Origin of the sequence: Halalkalicoccus sp. NIPERK01 (assembly GCF_030287405.1) — an archaeon.
Classification (GTDB): domain Archaea; phylum Halobacteriota; class Halobacteria; order Halobacteriales; family Halalkalicoccaceae; genus Halalkalicoccus.
The window spans coordinates 78,402-105,028 of the sequence record NZ_JASVVV010000001.1 but is presented as its reverse complement, the minus strand read 5'-3'; the positions used below and the strand labels follow the sequence as shown (position 1 = coordinate 105,028).

The 26,627-nt window shown below is 65.9% G+C and carries 25 protein-coding genes and 1 tRNA gene; 14 read left to right on the top strand and 12 right to left on the bottom strand.

Going from position 1 to position 26,627, the window contains the following annotated elements:
• Nucleotides 1-34 precede the first annotated feature (34 nt).
• Nucleotides 35-1,444 (top strand): DUF7289 family protein, encoded by a 1,410-nt coding sequence (locus tag QRT08_RS00560; RefSeq protein WP_286043626.1) that lies wholly within the window; start codon nucleotides 35-37, stop codon nucleotides 1,442-1,444.
• Between the two features lie 2 nt (nucleotides 1,445-1,446).
• Here the strand turns inward: QRT08_RS00560 and QRT08_RS00555 are convergent, their stop codons facing one another.
• The 9 genes from QRT08_RS00555 to tatA form a co-directional block, all read right to left on the bottom strand.
• On the bottom strand, nucleotides 1,447-2,184 hold the full coding sequence (locus QRT08_RS00555; protein WP_286043625.1) for a DUF7289 family protein: 738 nt from the start codon (nucleotides 2,182-2,184) through the stop codon (nucleotides 1,447-1,449).
• A complete protein-coding gene (locus QRT08_RS00550; RefSeq protein ID WP_286043624.1) occupies nucleotides 2,181-2,642 on the bottom strand; it encodes a DUF7266 family protein in 462 nt (153 codons plus the stop codon). Before QRT08_RS00550 ends, QRT08_RS00555 begins: the two co-directional genes overlap by 4 nt.
• Nucleotides 2,639-3,490: a DUF7261 family protein gene (locus QRT08_RS00545; RefSeq protein WP_286043623.1), complete on the bottom strand. Its 852-nt coding sequence runs from the start codon at nucleotides 3,488-3,490 to the stop codon at nucleotides 2,639-2,641. The genes QRT08_RS00550 and QRT08_RS00545 overlap by 4 nt, the downstream gene beginning before the upstream one ends.
• Nucleotides 3,478-4,086, bottom strand: a complete 609-nt coding sequence (locus QRT08_RS00540) for a DUF7288 family protein (RefSeq protein ID WP_286043622.1) — start codon at nucleotides 4,084-4,086, stop codon at nucleotides 3,478-3,480. The genes QRT08_RS00545 and QRT08_RS00540 overlap by 13 nt, the downstream gene beginning before the upstream one ends.
• Before the next feature lie 2 nt (nucleotides 4,087-4,088).
• Nucleotides 4,089-4,505: a DUF7287 family protein gene (locus tag QRT08_RS00535; protein WP_286043621.1), complete on the bottom strand. Its 417-nt coding sequence runs from the start codon at nucleotides 4,503-4,505 to the stop codon at nucleotides 4,089-4,091.
• The gene (locus QRT08_RS00530) at nucleotides 4,502-6,514 is read right to left on the bottom strand and encodes a type II secretion system F family protein (RefSeq protein ID WP_286043620.1); all 2,013 of its coding nucleotides are present in this window, start codon (nucleotides 6,512-6,514) and stop codon (nucleotides 4,502-4,504) included. Before QRT08_RS00530 ends, QRT08_RS00535 begins: the two co-directional genes overlap by 4 nt.
• On the bottom strand, nucleotides 6,511-8,844 hold the full coding sequence (locus QRT08_RS00525; RefSeq protein ID WP_286043619.1) for a type II/IV secretion system ATPase subunit: 2,334 nt from the start codon (nucleotides 8,842-8,844) through the stop codon (nucleotides 6,511-6,513). The genes QRT08_RS00530 and QRT08_RS00525 overlap by 4 nt, the downstream gene beginning before the upstream one ends.
• Nucleotides 8,845-9,336: 492 nt before the next feature.
• Nucleotides 9,337-9,409 (bottom strand) — tRNA-Arg (locus QRT08_RS00520).
• Between the two features lie 33 nt (nucleotides 9,410-9,442).
• Complete coding sequence (gene tatA, locus QRT08_RS00515) at nucleotides 9,443-9,775, bottom strand: twin-arginine translocase TatA/TatE family subunit (protein WP_286043618.1); 333 nt, start codon at nucleotides 9,773-9,775, stop codon at nucleotides 9,443-9,445.
• A 93-nt stretch (nucleotides 9,776-9,868) separates the two neighbouring features.
• Between tatA and thrS the strand changes: the two genes are divergently transcribed.
• The 13 genes from thrS to QRT08_RS00450 all read left to right on the top strand — a co-directional run bounded on the left by thrS (nucleotide 9,869) and on the right by QRT08_RS00450 (nucleotide 24,735).
• Complete coding sequence (gene thrS / locus QRT08_RS00510) at nucleotides 9,869-11,791, top strand: threonine--tRNA ligase (protein WP_286043617.1); 1,923 nt, start codon at nucleotides 9,869-9,871, stop codon at nucleotides 11,789-11,791.
• A gap of 124 nt (nucleotides 11,792-11,915) precedes the next feature.
• Nucleotides 11,916-12,905, top strand: coding sequence for a TAXI family TRAP transporter solute-binding subunit (locus QRT08_RS00505; protein WP_286043616.1), 990 nt, complete (start codon nucleotides 11,916-11,918; stop codon nucleotides 12,903-12,905).
• Nucleotide 12,906: 1 nt separating this feature from the next.
• A complete protein-coding gene (locus tag QRT08_RS00500; protein ID WP_286043615.1) occupies nucleotides 12,907-13,398 on the top strand; it encodes a DUF1850 domain-containing protein in 492 nt (163 codons plus the stop codon).
• Entirely contained in the window at nucleotides 13,395-15,389 is a 1,995-nt protein-coding gene (locus tag QRT08_RS00495) for a TRAP transporter permease (RefSeq protein WP_286043614.1), read from the top strand. The genes QRT08_RS00500 and QRT08_RS00495 overlap by 4 nt, the downstream gene beginning before the upstream one ends.
• A gap of 293 nt (nucleotides 15,390-15,682) precedes the next feature.
• Nucleotides 15,683-17,182, top strand: coding sequence for a phenylalanine--tRNA ligase subunit alpha (gene pheS / locus QRT08_RS00490; protein WP_286043613.1), 1,500 nt, complete (start codon nucleotides 15,683-15,685; stop codon nucleotides 17,180-17,182).
• On the top strand, nucleotides 17,182-18,885 hold the full coding sequence (pheT, locus tag QRT08_RS00485) for a phenylalanine--tRNA ligase subunit beta (RefSeq protein ID WP_286043612.1): 1,704 nt from the start codon (nucleotides 17,182-17,184) through the stop codon (nucleotides 18,883-18,885). The genes pheS and pheT overlap by 1 nt, the downstream gene beginning before the upstream one ends.
• A gap of 137 nt (nucleotides 18,886-19,022) precedes the next feature.
• Complete coding sequence (locus QRT08_RS00480) at nucleotides 19,023-19,256, top strand: hypothetical protein (protein WP_286043611.1); 234 nt, start codon at nucleotides 19,023-19,025, stop codon at nucleotides 19,254-19,256.
• 32 nt (nucleotides 19,257-19,288) lie between these two features.
• Nucleotides 19,289-20,272 carry a glutathione S-transferase family protein gene (locus QRT08_RS00475; protein WP_286043610.1) on the top strand — a complete coding sequence of 328 codons (984 nt, stop codon included), beginning with the start codon at nucleotides 19,289-19,291 and terminating at the stop codon, nucleotides 20,270-20,272.
• Between the two features lie 38 nt (nucleotides 20,273-20,310).
• Nucleotides 20,311-21,588, top strand: coding sequence for an FAD-dependent oxidoreductase (locus QRT08_RS00470; RefSeq protein ID WP_286043609.1), 1,278 nt, complete (start codon nucleotides 20,311-20,313; stop codon nucleotides 21,586-21,588).
• A gap of 120 nt (nucleotides 21,589-21,708) precedes the next feature.
• Nucleotides 21,709-22,509 (top strand): HD domain-containing protein, encoded by an 801-nt coding sequence (locus QRT08_RS00465; protein ID WP_286043608.1) that lies wholly within the window; start codon nucleotides 21,709-21,711, stop codon nucleotides 22,507-22,509.
• A gap of 51 nt (nucleotides 22,510-22,560) precedes the next feature.
• Complete coding sequence (locus QRT08_RS00460) at nucleotides 22,561-23,736, top strand: inorganic phosphate transporter (RefSeq protein WP_286043607.1); 1,176 nt, start codon at nucleotides 22,561-22,563, stop codon at nucleotides 23,734-23,736.
• A gap of 53 nt (nucleotides 23,737-23,789) precedes the next feature.
• Nucleotides 23,790-24,185, top strand: coding sequence for a universal stress protein (locus QRT08_RS00455; protein ID WP_286043606.1), 396 nt, complete (start codon nucleotides 23,790-23,792; stop codon nucleotides 24,183-24,185).
• Nucleotides 24,186-24,234: 49 nt separating this feature from the next.
• Nucleotides 24,235-24,735, top strand: coding sequence for a DUF2243 domain-containing protein (locus tag QRT08_RS00450; RefSeq protein ID WP_286043605.1), 501 nt, complete (start codon nucleotides 24,235-24,237; stop codon nucleotides 24,733-24,735).
• Here QRT08_RS00450 and QRT08_RS00445 read toward each other — a convergent pair.
• The 3 genes from QRT08_RS00445 to eif1A all read right to left on the bottom strand — a co-directional run bounded on the left by QRT08_RS00445 (nucleotide 24,713) and on the right by eif1A (nucleotide 26,552).
• Nucleotides 24,713-25,768 carry a DUF7350 domain-containing protein gene (locus tag QRT08_RS00445; RefSeq protein WP_286043604.1) on the bottom strand — a complete coding sequence of 352 codons (1,056 nt, stop codon included), beginning with the start codon at nucleotides 25,766-25,768 and terminating at the stop codon, nucleotides 24,713-24,715. The genes QRT08_RS00450 and QRT08_RS00445 overlap by 23 nt on opposite strands.
• 87 nt (nucleotides 25,769-25,855) lie before the next feature.
• Complete coding sequence (locus QRT08_RS00440) at nucleotides 25,856-26,149, bottom strand: hypothetical protein (RefSeq protein WP_286043603.1); 294 nt, start codon at nucleotides 26,147-26,149, stop codon at nucleotides 25,856-25,858.
• 118 nt (nucleotides 26,150-26,267) lie between these two features.
• Nucleotides 26,268-26,552, bottom strand: a complete 285-nt coding sequence (eif1A, locus tag QRT08_RS00435) for a translation initiation factor eIF-1A (RefSeq protein WP_066383241.1) — start codon at nucleotides 26,550-26,552, stop codon at nucleotides 26,268-26,270.
• Between the last annotated feature and the right edge of the window lie 75 nt (nucleotides 26,553-26,627).

Here is a 26,627-nt window from a genome sequence, read left to right as displayed (position 1 = left end):
AAAGAGATATACTTTTATAATTATATTATAGTCCATGGATGGATCGCGGGGTCGCGGCGGTCGACGGATAGGTCGTGGCCAGTCGGAAGTGATCGGCGTCGTACTGGTGCTCTCGCTGACGGTGATCGGGGCGACGGCGGTCGCCGCGACGGGTGCGGCCGTGCTGGCGGACTCGCAGTCGAACTCGCAGGTCTCGCAGGCCGAAAACGCGATGTCGCAGATGAGTTCGAAGGCGAGCCTCGTCGCGCTCGGCGAGTCCGAGGGACAGTCGTTCGATTTGGGGAGACTCGACGATGGATCCGTTGAAGTACGAGAAGACGCCGGTCAGGTTACGCTCAGGCTTGACGGGGAGGAGATCTACAGCGAGCAGTATGGAGCGGTCGTCGCCACGATCGGCGGGTCGGAGGTCGCCTATCAGGGTGGTGGCGTCTGGAAGAAAGAAGGCGATAGAAGCGTCATGGTATCACCTCCGGAATACCACTACCAGCAGCGCACGCTGACGTTCCCGATCGTTCGCGTCAACGGCACGGATCACGCTACCGGAGCGGTCCAGGGACAGCTATCGAAGGGTGACAGCCGACCGATCTATCCCAACAGCACCGAAAACCGGGCAAATCCCCTCGAGGACGGTAATCTGACCGTCGAACTCCAAAGCGACTACTACCGGGGCTGGCACGACTTCTTCGACGAGCGAACCGAAGGAACCGTTGAAATCGATCACGAGAACCGGACGGTTACTGCCGAGTTAGCCGTTCCGTTCGAGAAGAACATCGAAAACGCGGTCACGGTCAGAGAGACTATCATCGCCAAAGAAGGGAACAAACCGACCCCACACCAAGAAGGGGTCGACTACCCATCGGCCAGCCCGGTGATCGAGGACAAGATCGAACGCTGTGAGAACGGGGAAAACGAGTGCGTCGCGATCGATGGAAACGAAACGATCGACCATACCGAGGATTCTGCTGGCACGTACTATGCGTCCGGAAAAGAGATTCCCGACGCGCTGACAGTCAAAACCGGCGGGCAAGATATTGACATCATCATTGACGGTTCGTTCGAACCCAACGACATCACCATCGAGGGAGACGGCACCGTCTCGATGTACATAAAAGGGGAGTTCAATCTCAGTGGCAATAACGCCATTAACGAGGGTGGCGATCCGTCACAACTGTTCGTCTACCTCCACTCAGATATCAGCGCCAGTCAGCAAGGGACACCGTCGTTCACCGGCGTCATCTACGCGCCAAACACGGATTTCACGTTGAGCGGAAACACGGATTTCGAGGGTGCTCTCATCGCAAACTCGTTGCGTATCGACGGTAACGCAGGGACGTTCGAGTACGACGAGAGCCTCTCGGAAATAGAGATCGAGATCACCTCGTCTCCGGACGCGATCACGTACCTCCACGTTACGGACAACGAGATCGAAGTCGAACTCCGATAGAGTCAGACGAAGCGAAACCGGATCCACGTCGCGGAGACGGATGTCTCACTTTCGGCTTCGTCTCTGTTGATCGCGTATTCGACCGTCGTGTCGCTTTCCATCGGTTCAACGGTGCCTACCTTCTGACGCTCGAAGTATCGTTCCCAAGCGTCCGCCCGCGGCGAATCGATCGTGATCGTCACCGTTTCGTTCTCGGTCGTACGAGGATGAAGGGGTTCGGTGTACTGGTAGGAGCTCCGTACGAGTACCGTCCGTTGGCCGCCAGTGGCCGTCTGATCGCTCGGTTTCGTAGTGATGAGAAGTGGAATCGACGATCGTCCGTCGTTCAGAACGTATCCAGGCTCATCGAGCATTACACTTGTCCCGCTGTCAGTCCGAATGATACCGCCCAGTTCGTACACGATATCGGTGTCGCCGCTACTGTAAACGAGCGGACGCGTTTCGATCGTCGTTGTGTTACCCTCGACAGCAATCGTAACCGTCGTCGGATCGCCGAACGCCAGTTGACCCCCGGCCAACCGCATCTCGGTCGACCTGCTCGGTGCGCCCTCCCTGTGGACCTCGTCGACGTTCGTCGCGAGGACGTCGAACGCCCGCTCGACGTTGTTGACCTGCTCGGCGTGTTGGGCGTCCTGTAACCCGGCGAACCCGACGGTGAAGACGATCGCGATCGTCGCGGTGATGAGCGAGAACGTGAGGACGAACCCCAGAACCTCGCTCACCGCCCGGTCGTCGCTCATGCGGTCGTGACCTCCAGCGGGCCGTCGTCAGCGTACGTGATCACGAGGTCCCCGCCCCGCAGTTCCGAAACCGCCGTCACCTCGGTCGCGGTCACGACTCGGGTGGAGGATTCGATCTCCGGGTCACTCGTTCGGAAGGTGAGTTCTGCGTAGCCGTTCCCTCCATTCTCGGTCCACGTGATCTCGATGCTGTAGGCCGTCCCAGCGACCCGGCGAGGTAGCTCAGTGCTGACGCGGACGTGTGCCGCCTCGCCGTCAGCGCTCTCGGCCAACCGATCCGCCGTCGAGAGGTCGGCGGCGAGGCGTTCCCCGAGGACGTCGAGTTCGTCCTGGATCGCGCGTTCGGACTGGGACTGGATCAGCGACCCCGAGGCGACGAACAGCCCGCTCAACAGTATCGCCGTGATGGCGAGCGTCAGCACGTAGTTGACGGTAACCGACACCCCGCGGTCGGTCACGCCGACTCACCCGCCTCGACGGTCGCTTCGGTGGTGTATCGGAGCTCCGCGGTCTCGTAGTGGATCACGAGGTCGACGCTCTCGACGGTATCAGGTCCAGTCGCCCGAAAGTCGTACGATCCCTTTAACCGGTCAGCGTTCTCGTATCTGACCTCGTCCGACTCCAGCGGAGTATCGAGAGAGACTGGCTCACCGTCGATCGTCCCATTTACGAGGTCCACCTCAAGCGGCGTTCCGTAGGCGGGACGGTCGGCGGGCCATGAGTTCCCGTTGGCCTCGATCACGATCTGGTCGTCCTCTGTGTCTGAGTTCGTCTCGACGATCGTCATCTCCCAGTCGCCCACGATGAGTCGAAACCGATCTTGTGGGTCGGCGGCGGGTTCGACCGACTCGACTGTCACGGCAAACCGTTCGGTGTCGGTCACGTTCGTCGCTACGGTCGCGTTCGATCCGTTTTCGTCGAACTCACGAGAGTCGATCTGCCATGAGATCGGCGGCCCCTCGTTGACCTCGTACGTCGTCTCCGCGACCGCGCCACGAGAGAGATGGCGCTCCGACAGTGTCCTGTTGATCGTTCCGGTTCCGTTCTCGACGCCTGCGACCGGCAGGCTCCCCTCGTAGTAGTGTTCGTTCTCCTCGGCGATCAGTTGACTTACCGCTCCGACGACGGTCGCCCGGTACTCGATCGCGTCCCCGCCGCCTGCGTCGACGCCCCGGGTCGCCAGGTTCTCGGTGTAGATGACCGTGTTCAACAGCACGACCAGCGCGACGAGGATCACGGCGATCGTCAGCCCGGTGACGAGGATCAACTGTCCCCGATCCGTTTCCGGGCGATTCAGAGCCGCCATACGACGATCCTCACCTCCACGACGTTGTACACCTGGCTGTCCGGGTCGATGTCGTCGGCGTAGAACTCGTTCTCGACCTCAGCCAGCGTTTTCGTCTCCTCCTCGCCTTCAGTAGGGAGTTCGGTCGAATCGTAGAGGACGACCGTCCGCGTCGCCGAGACGGCGTTGTCGCTCGGTGATCCCATCACGACCATGGGCTGGGTGCTCCGGTCCGTCGCCTCGGGACCGCGCTGGTAGCTCACGTCGACGTTGTACGCCAGATGTCGCTCGGCGAAGAACGACTCGAGCGTCCCATAAAGTGGATGGTCCTCGGGGGGCGTTCCGGTGTAGTACGCCCGTTCCTCGCTGGAGTTAATGAACCCCCCGTCTCCCTCAGACGTATTCCAGTAGACGACCGCCTCGCGGAGCGATCCGTCCTCGGCGGTGACCGCAAGCAGGTCGTTCGCGACGGCCCGGTGCTGGTTCTCGATGTGCTGGTTCGACGTGCTCGCCGACAGCGGCGTCACGGCGGTCGCCTGACTCGCGAAGACGAGGCCGGCGACGAGGAGCAGCGCGGCGACGAACGCCTCAAGGGTGTGGGCCTGAGCGCGGTCCACGATCACCACACCCTCACTGAAAGGAGGTGATTCTCCCCGTCGATCGAGACGAGACGCTGTGAGACCGATACTGATGTGCCAGATGGTGGATCATCACCACATTCCAGCTCCATTTCACTCGGCCCAATCACGATCCGGACGTTCCGGTCGTCGATCCCGAGTTCCGATTCGATCGGACAGTCCTCGAAGAACGCCTCCGTTTCGGTCGTGTTCAACACGTTCGGCGTCGTAGAGTCCTCCGCGAGCACCTCTTCCGCCAGTTGTGCGGCGCTCCGGTCGGCGACGAGGTCGTTGTCCACGCCGTGGCCGGTGAAGGGGTCGAACATCGTCGGGACGAACGAGAAGACGAAGCCGACGGCGATCAGGAAGACGGTCATCCCGATCAGGAAGTCGATCCCCGTCTGTGCGCGCTCGGTCATCCGACCACCGTCCAGACGCCGAGCGCGACCGTCATGAGGATCACGACGTACTTCACCCCGCTCAGGATGTCCGCGTCGCGCATGTAGCCGCTGATCAGCCCCGAGAGGATCGCCTGCATCGTCACCGCGTGGAAGAACAGCACCGAGAGCAATCCGGTGTCGAGCCCGCCCCCGAAACTGGGACCGCCGCCGGCGCTCGCCGCCTCGGCCCCGCCCGTGTCCAGCCCGGCCATCACGTCGAGGAACTGGGTCTTGAGGATCGCCATCACCGCCAAGAGGGTCAGGTAGGTCATGATGATGATGACGACCTGCATCAGCGTCCGTGACCTCCGCTCGCGCTCGATGTCGTCCTGGTTCTCGCTGGCCTGTGCCGCGGTCGTGAGGACGGCCGTGATCTGGCTGGAGGCCTCCTGGGCCTTGCTGATGAGCTTGACCGTCCGGGCCAGGCGGGGGATGTGATACCGGTTGTTGAACTCGACGAGCGCGTCCTTGAGGCTCGTCCCGTAGGCGACCTTCGCGTGCATCACGTCGAACTCGCGGGCGAGTTTCCCCGAGGAGGTCTCGGCGACCACCCGAACCGATTCGAGCAGCGTCATCCCGGTGTCGTTGGCGCTCGAGAGCTTCCGGAGGGTGTCGGAGAGCGACCCCGTGATCGCCATCCGCGAGCGGACGTTCCACTCGCGGAAGGCCGCCAGTGGGAGACAGACCACGTAGACGGGGACGTAGACCCAGATGAACGTCGCCCAGACCGGCGCGTCGACGAACCCCTCCCACGACAGCGGCGCGGTCCCCGCGACGACGGCGGTGCCGACCAGCGCGATCGCGGCCGGGATCGTCAACGACAGCGTGTAGGTCGGGTGGTCCCGGAAGAAGTGATGGGGTCGACGCAGGAGCCGTCCCGTCTCGTAGGTCCCCTCGCGGCGCTCGATGCGGTCGAACACCCCGAAACGCCCGGCGTAGCGCTCGACCAGCCCGAGGTCGAACAGCGGGTTTCGCCCCGTCGAGTCGATCGTTCCGTCGTCCCCCCGGAGGTAGCCGTCGCCGGGTTCGTCCTGTTTCACCGTCGAGACGAGGACGAGAAATCCCACGCCCACGAGCGGGATCAGCGCGTAGACCGTCGCGTAGAGCATGAACTCGGAGGCCTCCCCGAGCATGCTCATGATGACCAGCAGGATGATCAGCAGGAGGGGGAACAGCGAGAGGGTCATGTACATCTCGCCGAACAGTTCGAGGGTCTCGAGGGTGAGTTCCTGTTGCTGTTTCGCGGTGCGCATGTGTTTGTCCTTCTTGTCCTCGAAAAAGCGCGTCATATCGCCGCCGGAGTTGACGATCGAGAGCATGTCGGTCAGGAACTGGCTCAGGTCGTCCGAGGGGGTCTCGAGCGCTTGGTTCCTGATCGCCGTCCGGTAGTCGGTATCGAAGTACTCGGTCTCCTGGACGATGCTCTGGAACTCCCGGGAGACCTCCCCGTAGGTGTCGTCGGCCTTCGCCATCGCCTCGAGGATCTCCAGTTGGTTGAGCCCGCCGACCGACAGCGCGTACATGAACGCGACCGAGTCGGCGAGCAGCATGTTGATCTCGCGCTTTCGCGTCGAGACCCGCGAGTAGGGGATCGCGACGAGCGTGCCGAACGCGAGCGCGAAGCCGATCGACCCGAACACGACGCCGGTGACGGCGATCAGCGAGGGGATCCGCGCCGCGATCACGAGTTCGAGCAGGCGTTCGTTCGGGACCGGCACCCCGATGAGCGTGCCGACCGGCACCAGCCCCGTGGCGAACAGTGCGTAGCCCAGAAGGGTGCCGACGATCCACAGCAAGCCCCCCGAAAGCACGCCGTAGGCCAGCGCTCGCGAGAGGTAGTGCTCGACCGTGTCGCCCATCCGGGCCTGTTTGAGCGTGGTCTGGAACTCGACGGCGAACTGGCTGTCCTCGCCGAACAGGCGGCGATAGAGCGGGTAGAATGCGTCGCCGAGGCGGTCGGTTCCGTCCCTTTCGAGCGCGAGACTCACGGGACGTCCCCGCTTCCGTCCGCTGCGAGCGCGGCTTCGAGCGATCCCGGCGGGTCGCGATGGTCCGCGAAGAGCCGTTCGTCCGCGCGGTCGAGGATCGTTTTCGCGAGTTCAGCGGTCTCCTCGTCGGGACCCGGTCGGGGGACGAGCGCCTCCTTCTCGGGTTCGACGTCGATCAGGACGCTCTCCATCGAGCGCAGGTCCTCGAGGCTCTCGGCGAGTTGGTCGTTGGCGATCAGTCCGACGATCGTCTCGGGGTCGTTGATGAAGGCCTGCAGGGTGGCGGCGACCTGCCGGTACTCGTTGAGCCCCTCGTCGATGAGGTAGGCGAGGACGGCCTGGCGGACGAGCAACTGCTCCTCTAGCTCCCCGTGGCTCCACCCGCGGTCGAAGCAGATCTCGGCGAGCGTGTTCGAGTCGCCGACCTCGAGGAACTCGTCGGACTCGGCCTGCCACTGGTAGACGTCACGGACGTTGATCTCGTCGTGTTCGGCGTCGTAGTGGTTGATCTCGGTCAGCGACTTGTTCCGGCGGACCTTCCGGCCCTGCACGCGCGTCGAGGTCTGGACCGAGACGAGATCCAGCGCCGTGAACATCGTCTTCGAGACGTTGATGGGGTCGGTCGTGAAGCGTTTGAGCACCTCGCCAACCGAGTCGGCGTGGAAGGTGGTGTAGGTGGTGTGGCCCGTCGACATGACCTGAAACAGCGTTCGGCCCTCTTCTCCCCTGATTTCGCCCATCACGATGTAGTCGGGGCGCTGGCGGAGCGCGGCCTCCAGCAGGTCGAACTCGTCGACGTCGCCGCCGTCGCCGTCGGAGAAGGAGGGGCGAGTCACGGACGCGATCCAGTTTCGCTGGGGGAGTTCGACCTCGCGGGTGTCCTCGATCGAGACGATCTTCGCGTTCGAGGGGATGAACAGCGAGACGGCGTTCAGACTCGTGGTCTTCCCGCTTGCGGTCCCGCCCGCGAAGATGAGCGACTTGTGGTTCTCGATGCAGAGCCACAGGTAGGCCATCTCCTCGAGCGAGAAGGTGTGCCAGTTGATCAGGTCGATCGGCGTAAATGGGACGTCCTTGAACTGCCGGATCGTGTAGTTGGTTCCGTGGTCCGAGACCTCCCGACCGAGGGTGAGTTGGGCGCGCGAGCCGTCGGGCAGGGTGGCGTCGACTTGCGGGCGGCGCTTCGAAATCCCCTTGCCCGAGCGCTGTGCGAGTTTGACCACGAAGTCGTCGAGGCGCTCGCGCCCATGGTGAACGTTGGAGATGATCTGCTCGTAGTCGGTGTGATAGACGAAGACGGGCGAGTCGTAGCCGTCACAGCTGATGTCCTCGACGTTGATGTCGTGTTTGATCCCGTCGATCCGCTCGTAGCCGATGAAGTCGCGTTTGAGGTAGTACAGCAGTTTCGTGGTCTGCGCTTCGGTCACCGTCTCGGGGTCCTCGGCGAGGATCGCCGGTTCGGGCCGGACGGGGTCGACCACCGGCGGGTCCGCCGTCTCCCCCTGCCCGAGGAACGACCGGACCCGATCGACCAGCCCAGCCGTTCGTCCCCCATCCGAGCGACCGGCTGACGGGCGCTCGATGAGGCCGTAGCGATCGAGCAGTCGGCGCGTCTCGCGGTCGATGACCGCCCGGCGCTCCTCCTCGTTTCCCTCGACGGTCACCTCGTCGTCGGTGTACTTGATCGCGGTGCGGAGTTTGCCGGTGAGGAACTCCGTAAGGTCGCGCTCGATGGGGTTGAGGTACGGCTCGATCAGGTAGTACTTCGTCTCGTTCTCCTTCCGGGAGTGAAAGACGACCACGAACGAGTAGGGTTCGTTCACCCAGTAGCGTTCGACCTCCTCGAAGTGACGCTTCTTCTCCATCGGAACCGCCTTCTCGAGGTCGTATCGCGTCGTGATCGTCGGATTCCCCCGCGAGGAGAAGAAGGCGTCCTCGTCGATCTCGGGGTTCACGTCGACGGTCCGTTCGTCGACGAGGTCGGAAAGCGCGCTCGCGGCCGACTCCCCCGTGGAGAGCAATCCCTCCGTTCGGGCGGGCTCGAACCCGAGCAGTTCGGCGGGATCGAACGGGATCGGTTCCCCTTCGGCGTCGAGCGGGACCGACCCGTCCGCCTCGTAGTAGTACTTGCGCTTGACGTGCTCCCACGTGTAGAGGTCCTTGACGACGAGTTCGTCCGGATCGAGGTAGGCGTCCAACCGCCGCGCACGCGTAGCGGCGGCGAAAACGGTTTGTAGAGCGGCCTCGGGACGATCCTCGACGCTCGCGTCGGTGACCTCCGTCGGTGAGACGGGTCCCCGTTCGCTCCCGTCGGCATCGTCCGTAGACATTGTATAAGTAGATAACACATATAGAAAAAAGACTTTCGGTAAACGTTATTAAATCCGACGGGGTCGATTCGACGGTTCCACGAATGGGGAGGGACGTTCCTTGATGATCGTTTTCCCCGAAAGTGTTAAGTTCCCGAGATGGGTACTACAGAACGAGTGAAAATGAGCCGAACACGACACATGGAGAACGCGGGCGCGGCGATGGACGGATACGGCGGCAAGACGACGGCGGATCGCCCGCTGCGGTTCCGGGACCTCGTGGCACAGATCGTCGGGAAGTAATCGGGGGCCTGACGGTTCGTGAAGACCGTCAGCGACTCGATTTTCGATCGATTCCGTCGGTTCTGAGGGACGATAGCGCTCTAAAGACGGCGTGACGGGACTGCCGTGAGCCGTGCGGGACCGAAGGTCCCGCTGGAAACCGGCGGCGAAGCCGCCGGTGACGGAGCGAACGGTGGTCAGGAACGCCCGCGAGTGACTGAAAGGAACGAGCGGGCGTGACGGGATTCGAACCCGCGGTCTGAAGGTTAGGAACCTTCCGCCCTATCCGCTAGGCCACACGCCCTATCGGTAGGTGGCGTGGGGGAGGGAAAAACGGTTATCGGTTCTCGTTGGTCTCGGTTTCGAGCTCGGCGTCGGACTCCATCTCGGCGGTGGGTTCGTCGGCACCGATCTCGGGTTCGGTCTCGTCGTCGGCACCGATGTCCGGTTCGGGTTCGTCCTCAGTTTGGGTCTTGCCCTCGCGCATCGCCTGTAGCTCCTGATCGATCTCTTCGCGCCCCTTCTGGAACTCGCCCATCGCCTGTCCGGTCGAGCGCGCGAGTTTGGGGATCTTGTTCGCACCGAAGAGCAGGATCGCGATGAGCACGATCACTGCTAGTTCGATCCCGCCGGGGATCGGCCCGAACAGCGGGGCAAATTGTACTGTCATCCTAGTAGTTGATAACCACGTCTGAGTTATAGGCTTTTTGCTCGATTCGCTCCGGATAAATGCTTATTTACGCCGTGCTGGCTCAGGGTAGGTATGAGCGTTACCGTAACCCTCCCCGACGGAGCCGAACTGTCCGTCGAGGCCGGTTCGACGGTCGAGGACGTCGCTTACGAGATCGGCCCCGGTCTCGGACGCGACACCGTCGCCGGCGTCGTCGACGGCGAGTTCGTCGCCAAGGAACACCCCATCGAGAAGGACGTCTCGATCGAGATCGTCACCGAGGGAAGCGACGAGTACATCGACGCGCTGAGACATTCCGCGGCCCACGTCTTCGCCCAGGCCCTCCAACGCCTCCACCCGGAGGCGAAACTCACCATCGGCCCGTGGACCGACCAGGGGTTTTACTACGACGTCACCGGCGTCGACCTCGACGAGGCCGACCTCGAGGAGATCGGCGCCGAGGCCCACGAGATCATCGAGGCCGACCTCCCGATCGAGCGCGTCGAGATCGCTCGAAAAGAGGCCTTCGAGTACTACGAGGACAACCCGTTCAAACGGGAGATACTCGACGAGGAGGCCGCAGGCGAGGATCCCGTCAGCTTCTACGAACAGGGCGAGTTCCGCGACCTCTGTCGGGGACCGCACGTCGAATCCACCGGCGAGATCGGCGGCTTCGCCCTCCTCGAAATCTCGGGGGCCTACTGGCGCGGGACCGAGGAAAACGAGATGTTGACTCGTGTGTACGGGACGGCGTTTCCGAGCGAGGGGGAGTTGGAGGAGTTCTTAGAGCGGCGCGAGCAGGCGAAAGAACGCGACCACCGCAGGATCGGCCGCGAGATGGACCTCTTTTCGGTGCCCGACCACTCGCCGGGCTGTGTCCACTTTCACCCCAACGGGATGCGGATCCGACGGGAGCTAGAGGAGTACATCCGGACGCAGAACGACGGACTGGGTTACGAGGAGGTCTGGACGCCCGAACTCAACAAGGCCGACCTCTGGAAGCCGACGGGCCACTACGACAACTTCACGGCCGAGGGCGAGATGTTCGCCTGGGAGCAGGACGACACCGAGTACGGCCTGAAGCCGATGAACTGCGCGAACCACGCGTACATCTACGACCGGGAGGTCCGCTCGTACCGGGACCTCCCGATCCGCTTCTCGGAGTTCGGCACGGTCTATCGCAACGAGCAGTCGGGCGAGCTCTCGGGGTTGCTCCGTGTGCGCGGGTTCACCCAGGACGACGGCCACGCGTTCATCCGCGAGGACCAGATCGAAGCCGAGATCGTGGACGTGCTCCGCGCGATCGAGGAGATCTACGACAACTTCGAGTTCGAAGCCGAGTACGTTCTCGAGACCCAGGGCGAGAACGCCGTCGGCAGCGACGAGATCTGGGACGAGGCGACCGAGTCGCTCCGGGACGCCCTTGAGGTGGCGGGGCTCGACTACGAGGTCCACGAGGGCGAGGCCGCCTTCTACGGTCCGAAGGTCGGGATCAACGCGATCGACGCCCTCGGCCGGGAGTGGACGATCGGTACCGTCCAACTCGACTTCAACATTCCCGAACGCCTCGATCTCACCTACACGGGCGAGGACAACGCCGAGCACCGGCCCGTGATGGTCCACCGCGCGCTTTTGGGCAGTTTCGAGCGGTTCATGGGCGTGATGATCGAGCACTTCGACGGGAAGTTCCCGACGTGGCTCGCCCCCGAGCAGGCCCGGATCCTGCCGATTAGCGACGACAACGTAGAGTACGCCGAGGAGATCAGAAAGGAGCTCTCGGAGTTTCGCGTGGGGATCGAGGACCGCTCGTGGACCATCGGCAAGAAGATCCAGACCGCGCACGACGACCGCGTGCCCTACATGCTGATCGTCGGCGGAAACGAGGAGGAGGCCGGCACGGTCTCGGTTCGGGACCGCTTCGAGCGCGAACGGGGCGACGTCTCCCCGGTCGAGTTCCGCGATCACCTCGAAGACGAGGTCGGCGGGAAACGTACCCAACCGGACTTCCTCGAGTAGTCGCGCTGGCGGCGATAGCCCGAGACGGGACGTCGCATCGAACCGGCCGCGGTACGTCGCTTCCAGCCTCCGGGGGCCGATTAGAACCATCATAGTTATTAGCGGCTAATGACCCCCTAGGGACATGGTTCGAGATCAGACAGGCCGCGTGAACCGCCGAACGTTCCTGAGTACGACCGGAGCGGCGGCGCTCGTCGGCCTCGCCGGGTGTGGCGGCGGGGGAGGCGGAGGCGGCGGGGGAGGCGGCGACGGACCGCAGTTCGTGACCATCGGCACCGGCGGAACGGGCGGCGTCTACTACCCGCTCGGCGGCGGCATGGCCGACATCCTCAATCAGAACCTCGATGTCGAGGCCTCCGCGGAATCGACCGGCGCAAGCGTCGAGAACTGCCGGCTCGTCGCGAACGAGGAGATGACGATGGCGCTGGCGCTGGGCAACTCCGTGTTGCTCGCGGTCAACGGCGAGGGCGACTTCGACGAGGCCCTCCCGTTGTCGGCGGCGTTCGGGGCCTACCAGAACGCGACCCAGGTCGTCGTCCCCGCGGACTCCCCGGTCGAGACGCTCGCGGACATGGAGGGATTGACCGTCAGCGTCGGCGCACCCGGAAGCGGCACCGAGGTCATCGCCGAGGAACTGCTGGGGTTCTACGACCTCACCTACGACGACATCGACGAACAGCGCCTCTCGTTCTCCGAGACCGCGAGCGCGCTTCAGGACGGCCAGATCGACGCCGGCTTCTGGAGCGTCGCCTACCCCGCCTCCTCGATCCAGGACCTCGCGAGCCAGCGGGCGATTCGGTTGATAAACTTCTCCGACGAGGACATGGAGCGGCTCACGAGCGAGTTCGACTACTACAACGCGGCGACCGTCCCCGCCGGCACCTACCAGGGCGTCGAGGAGGACGTCCAGGTCCCCGGCGTGACCAACACGATGATCGTTCGCGAGGACATGAACGAGGACTCCGTCTACGACATCGTCGAGGCGATCTACACCAACCTCGACCAACTCGCGGAGGTTCACCCTGCCGCCGAGCAGTTCGAGGAGACGGCCCGCGAGGCGCCGATCGACCTGCATCCGGGCGCGGCGCAGTACTTCGACGACGCCGGACTGTGAGATGCGGCGTCGTCGAGTGCTCTCCGCGGTAGCGGGCGGCCTCCTCCTGTCCCCGCTGGTCGCGACGGACGTGACGGTGTTGCGACTGGCGGACCCACGGAGCGGCGAGACGCTCGGCGTCGAGCGCGTCGAGGAGGGCGATCGGTTCGCCATCCACTACGTTCACTCGTTCGACAAGACCCCGATCCGCGAGGTGTACGAGGTCCGGGGCGAGGAGATAGTCCAGATCCGCGAGGAGTTCAAGTACCACGCGATCGGGCTGGAGTACACCGAGGACGAGCAGACGCGCGAGGACGGCTTTACGATCCTGCACATGGAACGGCGCTTCGACTCGTTCACCGTCCGGGTGGCGAAGTACACCGACCAGTCGCTCGTCATCGACGGGGAGGAACGACCGCTGTCGTCGTACACCGCCGAGTGGGGGTCGATCCGGTTCTCCGTCGAGCGGACGAACCACCTCCGATATCTCCGATACAGGCTAGAGACGCTATGAGCACGACCACCGAAGCGAAGGCGACCGACGGACTGACCGACGCGGACGAGAAACCGGGTCGAACCCTCCGCGGGAACACGCGGGTCCTCGCGCTTGCGGTGGCGGTGCTGGCGGGGCTGTACCACATCGCCATCGCGGGATTCGGCACGCCCGGGGCGTTCATCAACCGCTCGATCCACCTGACGGCGGTGGTGATCCTCGCCCTGCTGTACTTCCCGGCGCGGGACGCCGACGCCGACCGCGTCCCGTGGTACGACTGGCTGCTCCTAGCCGTCGGCGTCCCGAGCACGCTCTACATCGCCTACGCCGTCCGGTACGGCGGGCTCGCACAACGTTCGGGATCGCCCCTGCCACAGGACCTGCTCTTCGGCGCGATCGCCATCCTCGTCGTTCTGGAGATCACCCGGCGGGCGACCGGGCGCGCGCTCCCGATCATCGGCCTCGCCTTTCTCGCGTACGCCTACTACGGGCGGCTGATGCCCGGCCCGCTCATCCATCGGGGCTACGACATCGACCGCATCATCGCCCACACGTATCTCACCACGGAGGGGATCTTCGGCATACCACTCGGGGTGAGCGCGACGTTCGTCGTCGTGTTCATCATCCTCGGGGCCTTTCTGGAGGTGACCGGCGTCGGCGACTGGTTCATCGATCTGGCCTACGGGGCGACCGGCCGGTCGACGGGCGGCCCCGCGAAGACCTCGGTGCTCGCGAGCGGGTTCATGGCAAGCCTCAACGGGAGCGCGGTCGCCAACGCGGCGACGACCGGCGCGTTCACGATCCCGCTGATGAAACGCAGCGGTTTCGAGGACCGCTACGCCGCCGCCGTCGAGTCGGCGGCCTCCTCCGGCGGGCAGATCATGCCCCCGGTGATGGGTGCCGGCGCCTTCATCATGTCCGCGTGGACGGGCATCAGCTACGTCACCATCATCGCGGCGGCGGCCATCCCCGCGCTCTTGTACTTCCTCGGCGTCGGCGCCGCGGTTCACTTCCGTGCGAAACAGCAGGGACTCGAGGGCGTCGATCCGAACGAACTGCCGAATCCCTGGGCACTGCTGCGAACCGGCGCACACTTCACGATCCCGCTGATCGCGCTCGTCTGGATGCTGGTGGCGGGCTACTCGGCGATGCTCGCGGCGTTCGTCGCCATCCTGCTGACCGTCGTCGTCGCGGTGCCGCTCTCGGCGGCCCGCGAGTTCGTGGGCGCCGTACCGCAGGGCGACTTCGACACCATCACCCGACTTGCCCGCGCCGCGGGCGTCACGACCGTCAACGCGCTCGACCGGGGGATGCGCATGACCATCGTCGTCGCGGCGGCGTGTGCGACCGCCGGCCTCGTCGTCGGGGTCGTCACGCTCACGGGTCTGGGACTGAAGTTCAGTTCGCTGATCACCACCGCCTCCGGCGGGATCCTCATCGTCGCGCTGGTGTTGACAATGATCACGTCGATCGTCCTCGGGATGGGGCTGCCGACGACCGCCGCGTACGTCGTACTCGCGGCGCTGGGCGCGCCCGCGCTCACCGCGCTGGGCGTCGAACTGCTCGCCGCCCACCTGTTCATCTTCTACTTCGGGATCATCAGCGCCATCACCCCGCCGATCATGCTCGCGGTGTTCACCACGAGCAGCATCGCCGAGTCCGACCCCTGGAAGACCGGGTTCACCGCGGTCAACCTCGCCGCGGCGGGCTTTCTCGTCCCCTACCTGTTCGTTCTCGGGCCCGAACTCCTGCTCATCGGCGAGACGACCGCCATCGTCACGGGCGTCGTCACCGCGATCATCGGCGTCGTCGCCCTCTCGGCGGGTACGCAGGGCTACTTCTACGCGCCCACCCACCTGATCGAGCGGGTGGCGCTGGTCGCCGGCGCGGTGGCGCTCATCTACCCCGGGACCACGGCCGATCTGGTCGGACTCGCCGTCATCGCCGTCGTGTTCCTCCGACAGTACGTCACGGTGCGCCGGGGCGCGACGCCCGCCACGCCCGCGAACTGACCGTCCTCGTCGGAGAAACGCTTTAGTTTCGGGCCGCGAACCGTCGCGTATGGTTTCCGAACCCGGGACCGGCGGGCGAACGGCGGGGAAAACGGCGGCGGTAGCGGTCGGGTTCGGCTTTTTCGCGACCCTATGAGTGGACGCTGGAGCCCCGCGGTGGGGTGAACGCGTTCGCGTCGTCGACCGGCGGCGGTGATCGACGCGGCCCGCGGCGGTCGTCTGAACCGTCGCCCGACTCACGACCGCCAGTCCGGAACCGCTAAACGACTGCTTTGCGACCAACCACACAACGAATGCGACTGCCATCGACACAGGCTGCACTCCTCGAGGCGGCGAGCGCCACCGAGGAGCGCACGATCGAACGGCTCGCCGAGGAACTCGGCGAAAAACCCGAAACCGTCACCGGCGCGGCCTTCGCCCTCGAAGAGGAGGGACTACTGGACGTTTCGGAGGAAGAGATCGAGGGCGTCTCGCTCACCGAGGAGGGTGCGGAGTACGCCGAGAAGGGACTCCCTGAACGGCGTCTCTACGAGGCCGCCCTCGAACTCGGGGCGGACGAGGAACCCGTTCCGATGGGCGAAGCCATCGGCAAGTCGGGATTGGAGGGAGGAGAGGTCGACATCGCGCTGTCGAACTACGCCCGGAAGGGGTACGGGGAGATCGACTCGGGCGAACTCTCGGCGGCCGCGGGCCACGACGAGGACGAGGAGGCCGACGCGCTGGCGCTGATCGACGCCGAGGAGCCCGTGGCCGACGCGGTTCTCGACTCGCTCGAACGACGGGACCTGATCGGTCGGCGCGAGTCGACGGTCCGCTCCGTGACGCTGACCGACGAGGGCGTCACCGCGCTGATGGAGGGCGTCGAGGTGAGCGAGACCGTCGGCCAGATCACCCCCGAAATGCTCACCAGCGGCGAGTGGAAAGACGTGGAATTCGCCGCCTACAACGTCGAGGCCGACGCCGCCGAGGTGACCGGGGGAAAGAAACACGTCCTCAGGCAGACCGCAGACCGCGTAAAGGACGTTTTGGTTGGTATGGGCTTCGAGGAGATGGACGGCCCACACGTCGATTCGGAGTTCTGGATCAACGACGCGCTGTTCATGCCCCAGGACCACCCCGCCAGAACCCACTGGGACCAGTTCGCGCTCGAAACCCCCGATCGAATGGACGACCTGCCCGAGGACCTCGTCGAGCGCGTGCGGTCGGCGCATCTGGAGGGCGTCGGCGAGGACGGCGAGGGCTACCACTCGCCGTGGACCGAGGAAGTCGCCCGCGGGATGGACCTCCGCGGGCACACCACCTCGCTGTCGATGCGGTATCTCTCGGGCGAGGCCGTCGGAAAACTCGAACCGCCCCAGCGGTACTTCAGCGTGGAGAAGGTCTACAGGAACGACACCCTCGACCCGACCCACCTCCTCGAATTCTTCCAGATCGAGGGCTGGGTGATGGCCGAGGACCTCTCTGTGCGCGACCTCAAGGGCACCTTCACCGAGTTCTACGAGCGGTTCGGCATCACCGACCTGCAGTTCAAACCCCACTACAACCCCTACACCGAACCGAGCTTCGAGCTGTTCGGCCACCACCCCGAGACGGGCGAACTGATCGAGATCGGTAACTCGGGGATGTTCCGTCCCGAGGTGCTCGAACCCCTCGGCGTCGAGTGTGACGTGATGGCGTGGGGGCTCGCACTCGAACGCCTCGCGATGCTGATCACCGGCGCGGAGGACATCCGCGACCTCCACGGCACGCTCGCGGACATCGAATTCCTCCGGAACGCGGAGGTGATCTACTGATGCCCGTCGTCGATATCGACACCGACGACCTGCGCGAGCTGACCGGCACCGAGAAGGACGACGACCGGCTCAAGGACGACCTGTTCGGGCTGGGTCTGGAGTACGAGGGTCGAACGGAGGACGGCGAACTCCAGTTCGAGTTCGCGCCGGATCGGCTGGACCGGCTCTCGGTCGAGGGGGTCGCCCGCTCGCTCCGGTATCAGTACGGCGAGGACCGGGGGACGTACGTCCCGCCGACGAACGACCCCGACTGGACCATCGAAGTCGACGACGTGCCCGAGGAGCGCCCCTACGTCACCGGCGCGGTGATCCGCGGGGTCGATCTCGACGAGAAGGGGCTGGACTCGCTGATCCAACTCCAGGAGAAACTCCACGCGACGATGGGTCGAAAGCGCGCGAAGGGCGCGATCGGGATCCACGACCTCGCCATGTTGAAGGGACGGCCGGCGACGGGCGAGGGGTCGCCCTCGATCCGCTATACGGGAGTCGAACCCGACGGGCCGCGGTTCGTCCCGCTCGACTCGAACGCGGAACTCACGCCCGCCGAGGTCCTTGAGGACCACCCCACGGGCCGGGAGTACGCCGACATCGTGAGCGACTACGGGAAGTATCCGGCGATCTACGACGAACTCGGCCTCTTCTCGTTCCCGCCGGTGATCAACGGCCGGCGGACTGAGGTCTCGACCGATTCCAGGGAACTGTTCGTCGAGTTGACCGGGACCGACCAGTGGACGATCGACAGGATGTGTGCGATCGTCTGCTACGCGCTGTCGGCCCGTGGCGCGACCATCGAGGAGGTCGAGATCGAGTACCCCGACCGGACGCTTCTCAGACCGGACTTCGAGGTTCGCGAAAAGCGCGTCGCACACGACCGCATCGAGGGGATGCTCGGCATGGAGTTCGACCCCGAGACGGTGATCGACTGCTTCGAGCGATCCGGGCTCTCGGCGACACGGGTGTTAGGAGAGGAGACCGCCTACGACGTGAAGGTCCCGCCGTATCGCGTCGACGTCCTTCACCCCGTCGACCTGATCGACGACGTGGGTCGGGCCTACGGCTTCGACGCGCTCGTCCCCACCTACCCCGAGGTGAGCACCGTCGGCGCTCGTCACGAGCGCACCCGACTGGAGGACGCCGCCCGGGGCGTCCTCGTGGGACTCGGCTTCGAGGACACCCTGAACTTCCACCTGATCAACGAGGCCGAGAACTTCGAACGCCTCCGGGTGGCGCCGGACGAGGGGGTCGTCGGCGCGGGCGACCCCGCGACGATCCGCGAACCCTACAGCGAGGACTACACGATGGTCCGCACGTGGGCGCTGCCCTCGTTGCTGCTGGTTCTGGAGAACAACACCCACCGCTCGTACCCCCAGGACCTCGCCGAGGTCGGCTTCGCCGCCTGGATCGACGACTCGACGGAGACTGGCGTCGCCGAGCGCCGCACCGTCGCGGGGGTCCTCGCACGGACCGACGCCTCCTACGAGGACGCCAAGGCGGTCCTGCAGGCGATCGCCCGCGCGTTCGGCGTCGACCTCGAAACGCCCCCGACCGAGCACCCGACGTTCGTCGACGGCCGGGCGGCCTCGGTCGCCATCGACGGTCGATCGGCGGGCGTCGTCGGCGAGATCCACCCCGAAGTGCTGGTCGAACACGACCTCGAACTCCCCGTCTCCGCCTTCGAGTTCCGACTCGACGCGCTGAAATAGACCGGTGTTTCCGGCACAGCAACGCTGTGTCGGTGTTTTCGGTCCAGCTTTTCGGACCGGGAGGGTCGCTCTCGCGACCCCGGGGCCGGAAGACGTGGCTGGCTACCACTTATCACGGTCGCGGACGAACGCCGACCATGGACCTGATCGGTCGAACCCTCCCGCCCTCGCTCGTCTGTCACGACTGCGACGACGAAATCGATCCCCGTGGTGGGATCTACGTCGTCCCGGACGGCGACGAGGTGCGACCGGTCTGTCCCGAACACGCCGAGGGCGCACACGGGGTCGAAATCGAGCGCCGGTCTCGTCCCGAAAACGAGGATCGGTGGGACGAGTGGTACGTGATCACGTCGGTCCCCGACGGCGGCTAAGCGGCTTTACGTCTCCGAGCCGTAGGGTTCGCGTGAACCAACTGGTCGACGGCGAGTGGCGAACCGACGCCTACGAGTCGACGAACGAGGAGGGGGCGTTCGAGCGCCAGGAGACCACGTTTCGCGACCGGATCGGCGAGGGGTTCCCCGCCGAGTCCGGCCGATACCACCTCTACGTCTCGTACGCCTGCCCGTGGGCACACCGGACCCTGCTGGCGCGGTCGCTGAAGGGACTGGAGGGCGCCATCGGGGTGTCGGTGGTCGACCCCTTTAGGGACGAGGACGGCTGGGGGTTCATCCCCGAAAAGGAGGGCTGTACCCCCGACCGCGTCCACGGATCGGACTACCTCCGCGAACTGTACGTCCGGGCGGACCCGGACGTCACCGCCCGGGTGACCGTTCCCGTCCTCTGGGACACGAAGGAAGAAACCATCGTCAACAACGAATCGAGGGAGATCCTGCGAATGTTGGACACCGAGTTCGAGGAACACGCGACCCGCGAGGTGGACCTCTACCCGGAGGGGTATCGCGAGGGGGTAGAGGAGATCATCGACGCGATCTACGAGCCGATCAACAACGGGGTTTACCGGGCGGGCTTCGCGGGCTCGCAGGCGGCCTACGACGAGGCCATCGACGACCTCTTCAGTGCGCTGGACCGCTGGGATTCGGTCCTCGCCGACCGGCGCTACCTCGCGGGCGACCGCCTCACCGAGGCCGACCTCTGCATGTTCACCACGCTGATCCGGTTCGACCAGGTCTACCACACCCACTTCATGTGCAACGTCAAACAGATACAGGAGTACGAGCACCTCTGGCCGTACCTCCGGGACCTGTACGGGACGCCGGGCGTCGCCGAGACGGTGAACATGGGCCACATCACGGAACACTACTACACGACCCACCCGGACGTGAACCCCTCGCGGATCGTCGCGCGCGGGCCCGACCTCGATTTCGATGCCCCCCACGACCGGGACCGGTTGGCGGGAGGACCGCCCGAGGCACTGACCCCACGGTAGCGGCGCGTTGATCTCCTAGGGGTGCGTTATCGCACGGCATGGACACCGAGATCGAGACGACGGTGGCAGTCGTCGGTGCCGGGCCGGGGGGCTGCCTTCTCGCCTACTTGCTCGCGCGAAGCGGCATCGAGACGACGCTCATCGAGCGCCACGCCACGCTGGACCGGGAGTTCAGGGGCTACCTGTTCCAGCCGCTCGCGCTCGACGTCTTCGAGCAACTCGGTCTTCTGGACGAGGTGCTCGCGCTCGATCACGAGCGGGTTTCGCGCCCGGAGGTGGTGATCTACGGGCGGCCCTACCGAACCATCGATTTCGAGGCGCTCGGTGGCGGGCACGACTACGCGCTGTTGATGGAACAGCCCCCGCTTTTGGAACTGCTCGTCGAGCGCGCCGCCGAGTTCCCGAACTTCGAGTACCACGACAGGCTGCCCGCGCGGGACCTCCTCTACGAGGGCGGGCGGGTCGCGGGCGTGCTCGCGACGAACCGCCGGACCGGCGACGCAGTACGGATCCGCTCGCGGGTCGTCGTCGGCGCCGACGGGCGCTACTCGACGGTCAGGGCCAGCGCGGGGATCGACCCCGGCAGGCTGGCGTCGAAACTCGACCTGCTGTGGTTCAAACTGCCCGCCGACGCCGTCGGCGAGACCGCTCAGGGCCGGTACGACGACGGCGGGCTACTGCTTTACTTCGGCCTCGGCGGCGAGGCGGCCCAGGCCGGCTGGTTCATCCCGCGGGGGAGCTACGCCGACCTGCGCGGGCGGGGAATCGAGGCGTTCCGCGAGCGGATCTCGACCGTCGATCCCGGCCTCGACGGGGTGCTCCCCGACGCCCTCGGGAGCTTCGATGACTGCACCCTGCTGCGGATCGAACCCGGGATGGGCGAGCGGTGGGTCGACGGCGGCCTCCTCCTGCTCGGGGACGCGGCCCACATCGCCTCGCCGGTCGGCGGGCAGGGGAACGCCCTGGCCATCGCGGACGCCGTCGTCGCCCACGAGACGGTCGCCCGCGCGCTCTCGCTCGATCCCGGCGACGGTCCGCTTCCCGCCTGCGCCCTCGGGCGCTACGAGTCGCGCCGTCGCCCCGCCGTCGAGCGGGTGGTCGAGACCCAGCGCCGCCTCGAACGGGCGCTGACGGCGCTGGTCCTCCACGGGGAGCGAGTCCCCCGCCCGATCCGCCGGCCCGCCCTGCGAACGTTCTTTTCCGTCGCGCCACGTAGCCCGCTCGCGGAGCGGACGGCAGAACTGCTCGCGTTCGGGCCCGATCCCGTCCGGGTCGACGACTCGTGGTTCGAGCGGGAGGCCCCGACGCAGTTCTGACGGCTCGGCCCCTCCGGCGTCGGTGAGGACGACGCCGCACCCGTTGTCGCACCGTCCATCACGACCGCCGCGGACGCCCGATGCCGCGGGTTTTTCTACCCGGCGAACCCACGGACGGATATGGCAGAGTCGACCGGTAACAGGCGATACGACCCCGACGCCGAACACGCCTTCCCCGACGAACGCGTCAACGAGGTACTCGCCTTCGTCGAACGCGACGAGGAGATCCAGGCGTACCTCGAAGCCCAGAACGTCAACCCGGTCACGCGGATGCGCTACAACGATCACGGCGAGAAACACATCGAGATCGTCCTGAACAGGGCGCTCTGTCTCTACGACCTCCTGAAGCGCGGCGGCGTCGAGTTCAACGGGGCACGCGATCAGGGGCTCGAGGAGGCCGACGAGGCGGTGATCCTCGCGCTCGCCGCGAAGCTCCACGACATCGGCCACGTCGTCCACCGCTCGGACCACACCTACTACTCGATCCCGCTCGCGGCGGACGTCCTCGACCGGATCCTCCCGGAGTTCTACGGGATCGACGGACAAGTACGAGTGAAGGGCGAGGTGCTCCACGCGATCCTCTGTCACCACACCGAGGAGGTCCCGCTGACCCGCGAGGCTGGCGTCATCCGGATCTGTGACGGCCTCGACATGGAACGCGGGCGTTCGCGGAACCCCTACGAGCGCGGCGGTCGGGGGATCAACACGGTGTCGAGCCAGGCGATCCAGCGCGTCTCGCTCCACGAGGGCGAGGACATCCCGGTCCACGTCGAGATCGAGATGACCGACGCCGCGGGCGTCTACCAGGTCGACAGCCTGCTGAAGGCGAAACTCGACGACTCGGGGCTGGAGGACTTCGTCCGGATCGTCGCGCTCAACACCCGAAGCGAGAACGAACTCGTCGAGCGGATCGAACTCTGAGCGACGCGGGCAGATGACACGCCTTAACCGGGCCCCCGCCGTCGGGGAACCATGAGCGACGTCCTGCTGTTCGTCGGCGTCGTGGTCGCGGCGTTCGTCGGCTACAACGTCGGCGGGGCGACGACCGGCCCCGCGTTCGGCCCCGCGGTCGGCTCGAACGCGATCTCGAAGGTCGGCGCGGCGGCGCTGATGACGGTGTTCTTCTTCGCCGGCGGGTGGACGCTCGGACGGGAGGTCGTCGACACGCTCGGGGGCGACATCGTCCCGAGTTCGCTGTTCAGCCTCGAGGTCTCCATCACCGTCCTCTTTTTCATCGGCGGGGCGCTGTTCGTCGGGAACGTCTTCGGCGTCCCCGCCTCGACCTCGATGAGCGCCGTGGGATCGATCGCCGGCCTCGGCATCGCCACCGGCCGGATCGACTGGGCGACGATGGGGGTGATCGTCTCGTGGTGGCTCGTCGCGCCCGTGATCGCCTTCTGGGTCAGCGGCGTCATCGGCCGGTACTTCTACTCGCATCTCAACCGGTTGGTCTCGATCCCCCGGAACGACGAACCGACGTTCGTCCTCGACCGCACGGGGCGGCTTCCGCGGCTCACCACCGGGGAGGACGTGGCCCGCCGGGAGACCGTCGGAACGGCCGTCCTGATCGGGATCGGCTGTTACATGGCGTTCAGTTCGGGCGCCAGCAATGTCGCCAACGCCGTCGCCCCCCTCGTGGGAAGCGGCGAACTGGCGATGAACCCCGCGATCGCGCTCGCGGCCGCGGCGACCGGGGTGGGGGCGTTCACGATCGCCAGACGGACCCTCGAAACGCTCGGCAACGACATCACCGACCTCCCGCTGACCGCCGCGATCGTGGTCGCGGTCGTCAGCGCGACCATCATCTCCCTGCTCTCTGCGGCCGGCATCCCCGCGAGCTTCGTCGTCGTCGCGACGATGAGCATCATCGGCCTCGGATGGGGGCGGGCGACCCGGACGACGACGCTCTCCGATAGCGTTCACGGCCGCGAGCGGACCAACGTCTCGGTCGGCGCGCTGGCCGCCGACCGCGAGGGCGAGCCCCTCCCGAAGATCGGGGACGAACGCCCCGAGGAGATCCCGAAAACCACGGATCTGTTCGACCCCGAGACGACCGCCCGCGTGATCCTCCTGCAGAACGTCGTCCCGGCGCTCGCGACCCTCGGGGCGTACCTCGCCTTTCGATTCGTGCCCGTGTTCGGGTTCTAGCCGACCGGCTCGAAGCCCGCCCACTTTTTAGGTCGGACACGATTGGCAGGGGTATGCAGCTCCTCGTCCCGATCGACGGTTCGGCCAGCAGTTTCGACGCGCTCCGGTTCGGCGTCGAGTTCGCCAGCGGGTTCGACGCCGATCTGGCCGTGGTGCACTTCGCGGCCGAGCGCACCGACGCGACCGACGAACTGTTCGAGCGCGCTCGCGCGGCGATCTCGGAACGGGGCCTCGACCCGGAACCCGAACTCGTCGAGACCGACGTCGTCCGGGAGTCGGGTGCGGCCCGGAAGGTCGGCCAGCGGATCGTCGCGCTCGCGGAGGAGCGGGGCTACGACCACGTCGTGATGGGGCGGACCACGAGCAACCGGCTCGAACGGTTCGTCGTCGGCAGCGCGAGCGAGGCGGTCGTCGAGGAGAGCGACCTGCCGGTGACGCTCATCCCGTAGTTGCGCTCTCCGGGCGTACGCTTTTGGAGCCGACCTACGAACCGCACCCATGATCGACACCGGCGGGTATCGACGGGCGCTCCTCCTGTGGGGCGGCGTCCTCGGATTCGGCATCGGAGCCCTCGTGGACGTGCTGGTCTTCCACCTGATCTTCCAGACCCACCACCTGCTCTCGGGGTTTTACGACCCGCTGACCTACGACGGCCTGCGGACGAACGTGATGTTCGACGGGCTGTTCTCGCTTACGATGCTCCTGATCGCGGGACTGGGAGCGGTGATGCTCTGGAGAATCGCCAACCGCGCCCGCGAACCGCTGCCCTCGCTGGTCGCCCTCGGCGCGTCCCTCGTCGGCGCGGGCGTGTTCAACGTCTTCGACGGGGTCGTGGATCACTACCTGCTCGGCCTGCACGACGTCATCCACGGCACGGAGGCGTACAACCCCCACTGGGTGGTCGTCAGCCTGCTCATGCTCGGGGCCGGCCTGCTCGTGGTGTGGCTGGCCGACCGCCGGAGCGGCCCAGGGAGAGCTACCGAGGAAGTCGTAGACTGAACTCGCCCCGGTCGAGGAACGCCGTCTCGTAGCCCTCGTGTCGTGCGACCTGTGGCGGCGTTTCGACCGCAATCGTCACCCGCTCGCCTCCCGCGAACTCGACGGGCGCGCCGTAGTGGTGGCCGATCTCGGGATCGAACGACTCGAACAGCGGGCGGGTCTCGCTCGACCCGGCGCGGTCGATCCGCGCCGACAGCGACGCGAACGGCGTCGGAAACCCGTTGTACGGCGTCCGCATCGAGGCGATCAGATGGTTCCCGTCGAGCGCCACCACGACCCGACAGCCGCAGACGTGACCGGTCCCGAGACGGGAGGGAAACGCCTCTGCGGGCGGTGCGGTCGGGACCGCCGGGTGACCCTCGCCGTGGCCACCGCCTCCGGCGTGCTCGCCCCGTCCGTGACCCATCGGTTCGACGGCCCCGGGTTCGCCCCGCCGGTCCTCGTCGAGGACCGTCCGCTCGAGCGCCTCGATCGCCGCCGGGTCGTACTCGAACTCGACGTCGTGGACGCCGGGATCGAACCGGGTCGAGGGGTCGCGGTGGCGGACCCCCGACGGGAGGACCCGGACGGTCGCCGCGTGGGTTCCGGGGCCGGGAAGGGCGACGTTGTCGCCGTGGTGTGGCCCCATTCGCTGGGAGAGCATCGGCCAGAGCGTCCGGTCGAGCGACTCGCCGTCGCGGGGGATCGAGACGCGCACCTCCGCGGGCAGGTATCGTCCGGACGTCGGCTCCCGGACGGCGGCCATCAGGTGGACCGAGTGGGCCTCGCGCATCGCGACCTGGTTGGTCTCGGTGCCGGTGACCGTCCAGAAGCCGTGTGGACGGCTCGCGAGGAGCGTGAGGTCGTACCCGTCGGCGTTCACGCTCGTCCACGTCGCCATCCCGTGGATCTCCGGGGGGACGTAGACCTCCTCCGGACGGTCGACGACGAGGTCGCGCCAGGCCGAGTCGGACTCAAGGGCGCCGAGACAGCCCGAAAGCGACGCTCCACAGACGAGGGTCAGTCCCGAGCGGAGCGCGGTGCGGCGCTGCATGATCGATCGGTGGGCGCGACGTACCGGCGAATACGGCCGCGTGGTACCCGTACCGTCCCTTGACGTGCTACTCGATGACGGATTCACCTACCCGAGGGAGAGGTTCTCGAGGTCGAACCGGTCTTTCGCCCGGTCGAGAAGCGCGTCGATCCGGTCCTGGAACTCCTCGACCGAACGTTCGACGTAGTACACCCGGTCGCGGGGGATCCGGCGGACGACGTCGTTGCCCTCGTCGTCCTCGCCGGCTTTGACCTGCCAGTGGTCCTGGAAGTAGACGATGTACTCGTTCTCGACCGTGATCTGGTCGACCTCGCCGTCGGGCGTCTCGAAGACGATCGTCGCGGTGCCGAGTTCCGGGTCGGGGACGTCCATCTCGTCCATATCCAGTGGAGGCCGGGCAGTCGGAAAACTCTGGGGCATGATATGCCCATACGGCGACGGGGGACGTCAACGGTGGACGCATCGCTGTCGGCTCGGGCTCGTCGTCCTCGAAAGGGGATCAGTCGATGTGGCCTTCGCGGCGCAGTTGATCCGCGTCCTGGCCCTTGTAGCGCCACTCGATGTCGGCCTTCTCGTCCTGCCAGTCCCACGGTTCGATCAGGACGACGTCGCCCTCGTTGATCCAGGTTCGAAAACGCATCCGGCCGGGGATGCGGCCCATGCGCTCTTTGCCGTCGTTACACTGGAGTCTGACGCGTCCGCCACCGAGCATGTCGGTGACGACGGCGAACATCTCGTCGTCGTTGGGCATCCGGAGGTTCCGGCGCCCGCTTTCTTCACTCACAGGCGAAGTACGAGCGGGAGACGGTTAAATCGTGTGTTCCGGCACGTCTCGACGTGCCACGGGCCGGCGGCCCGA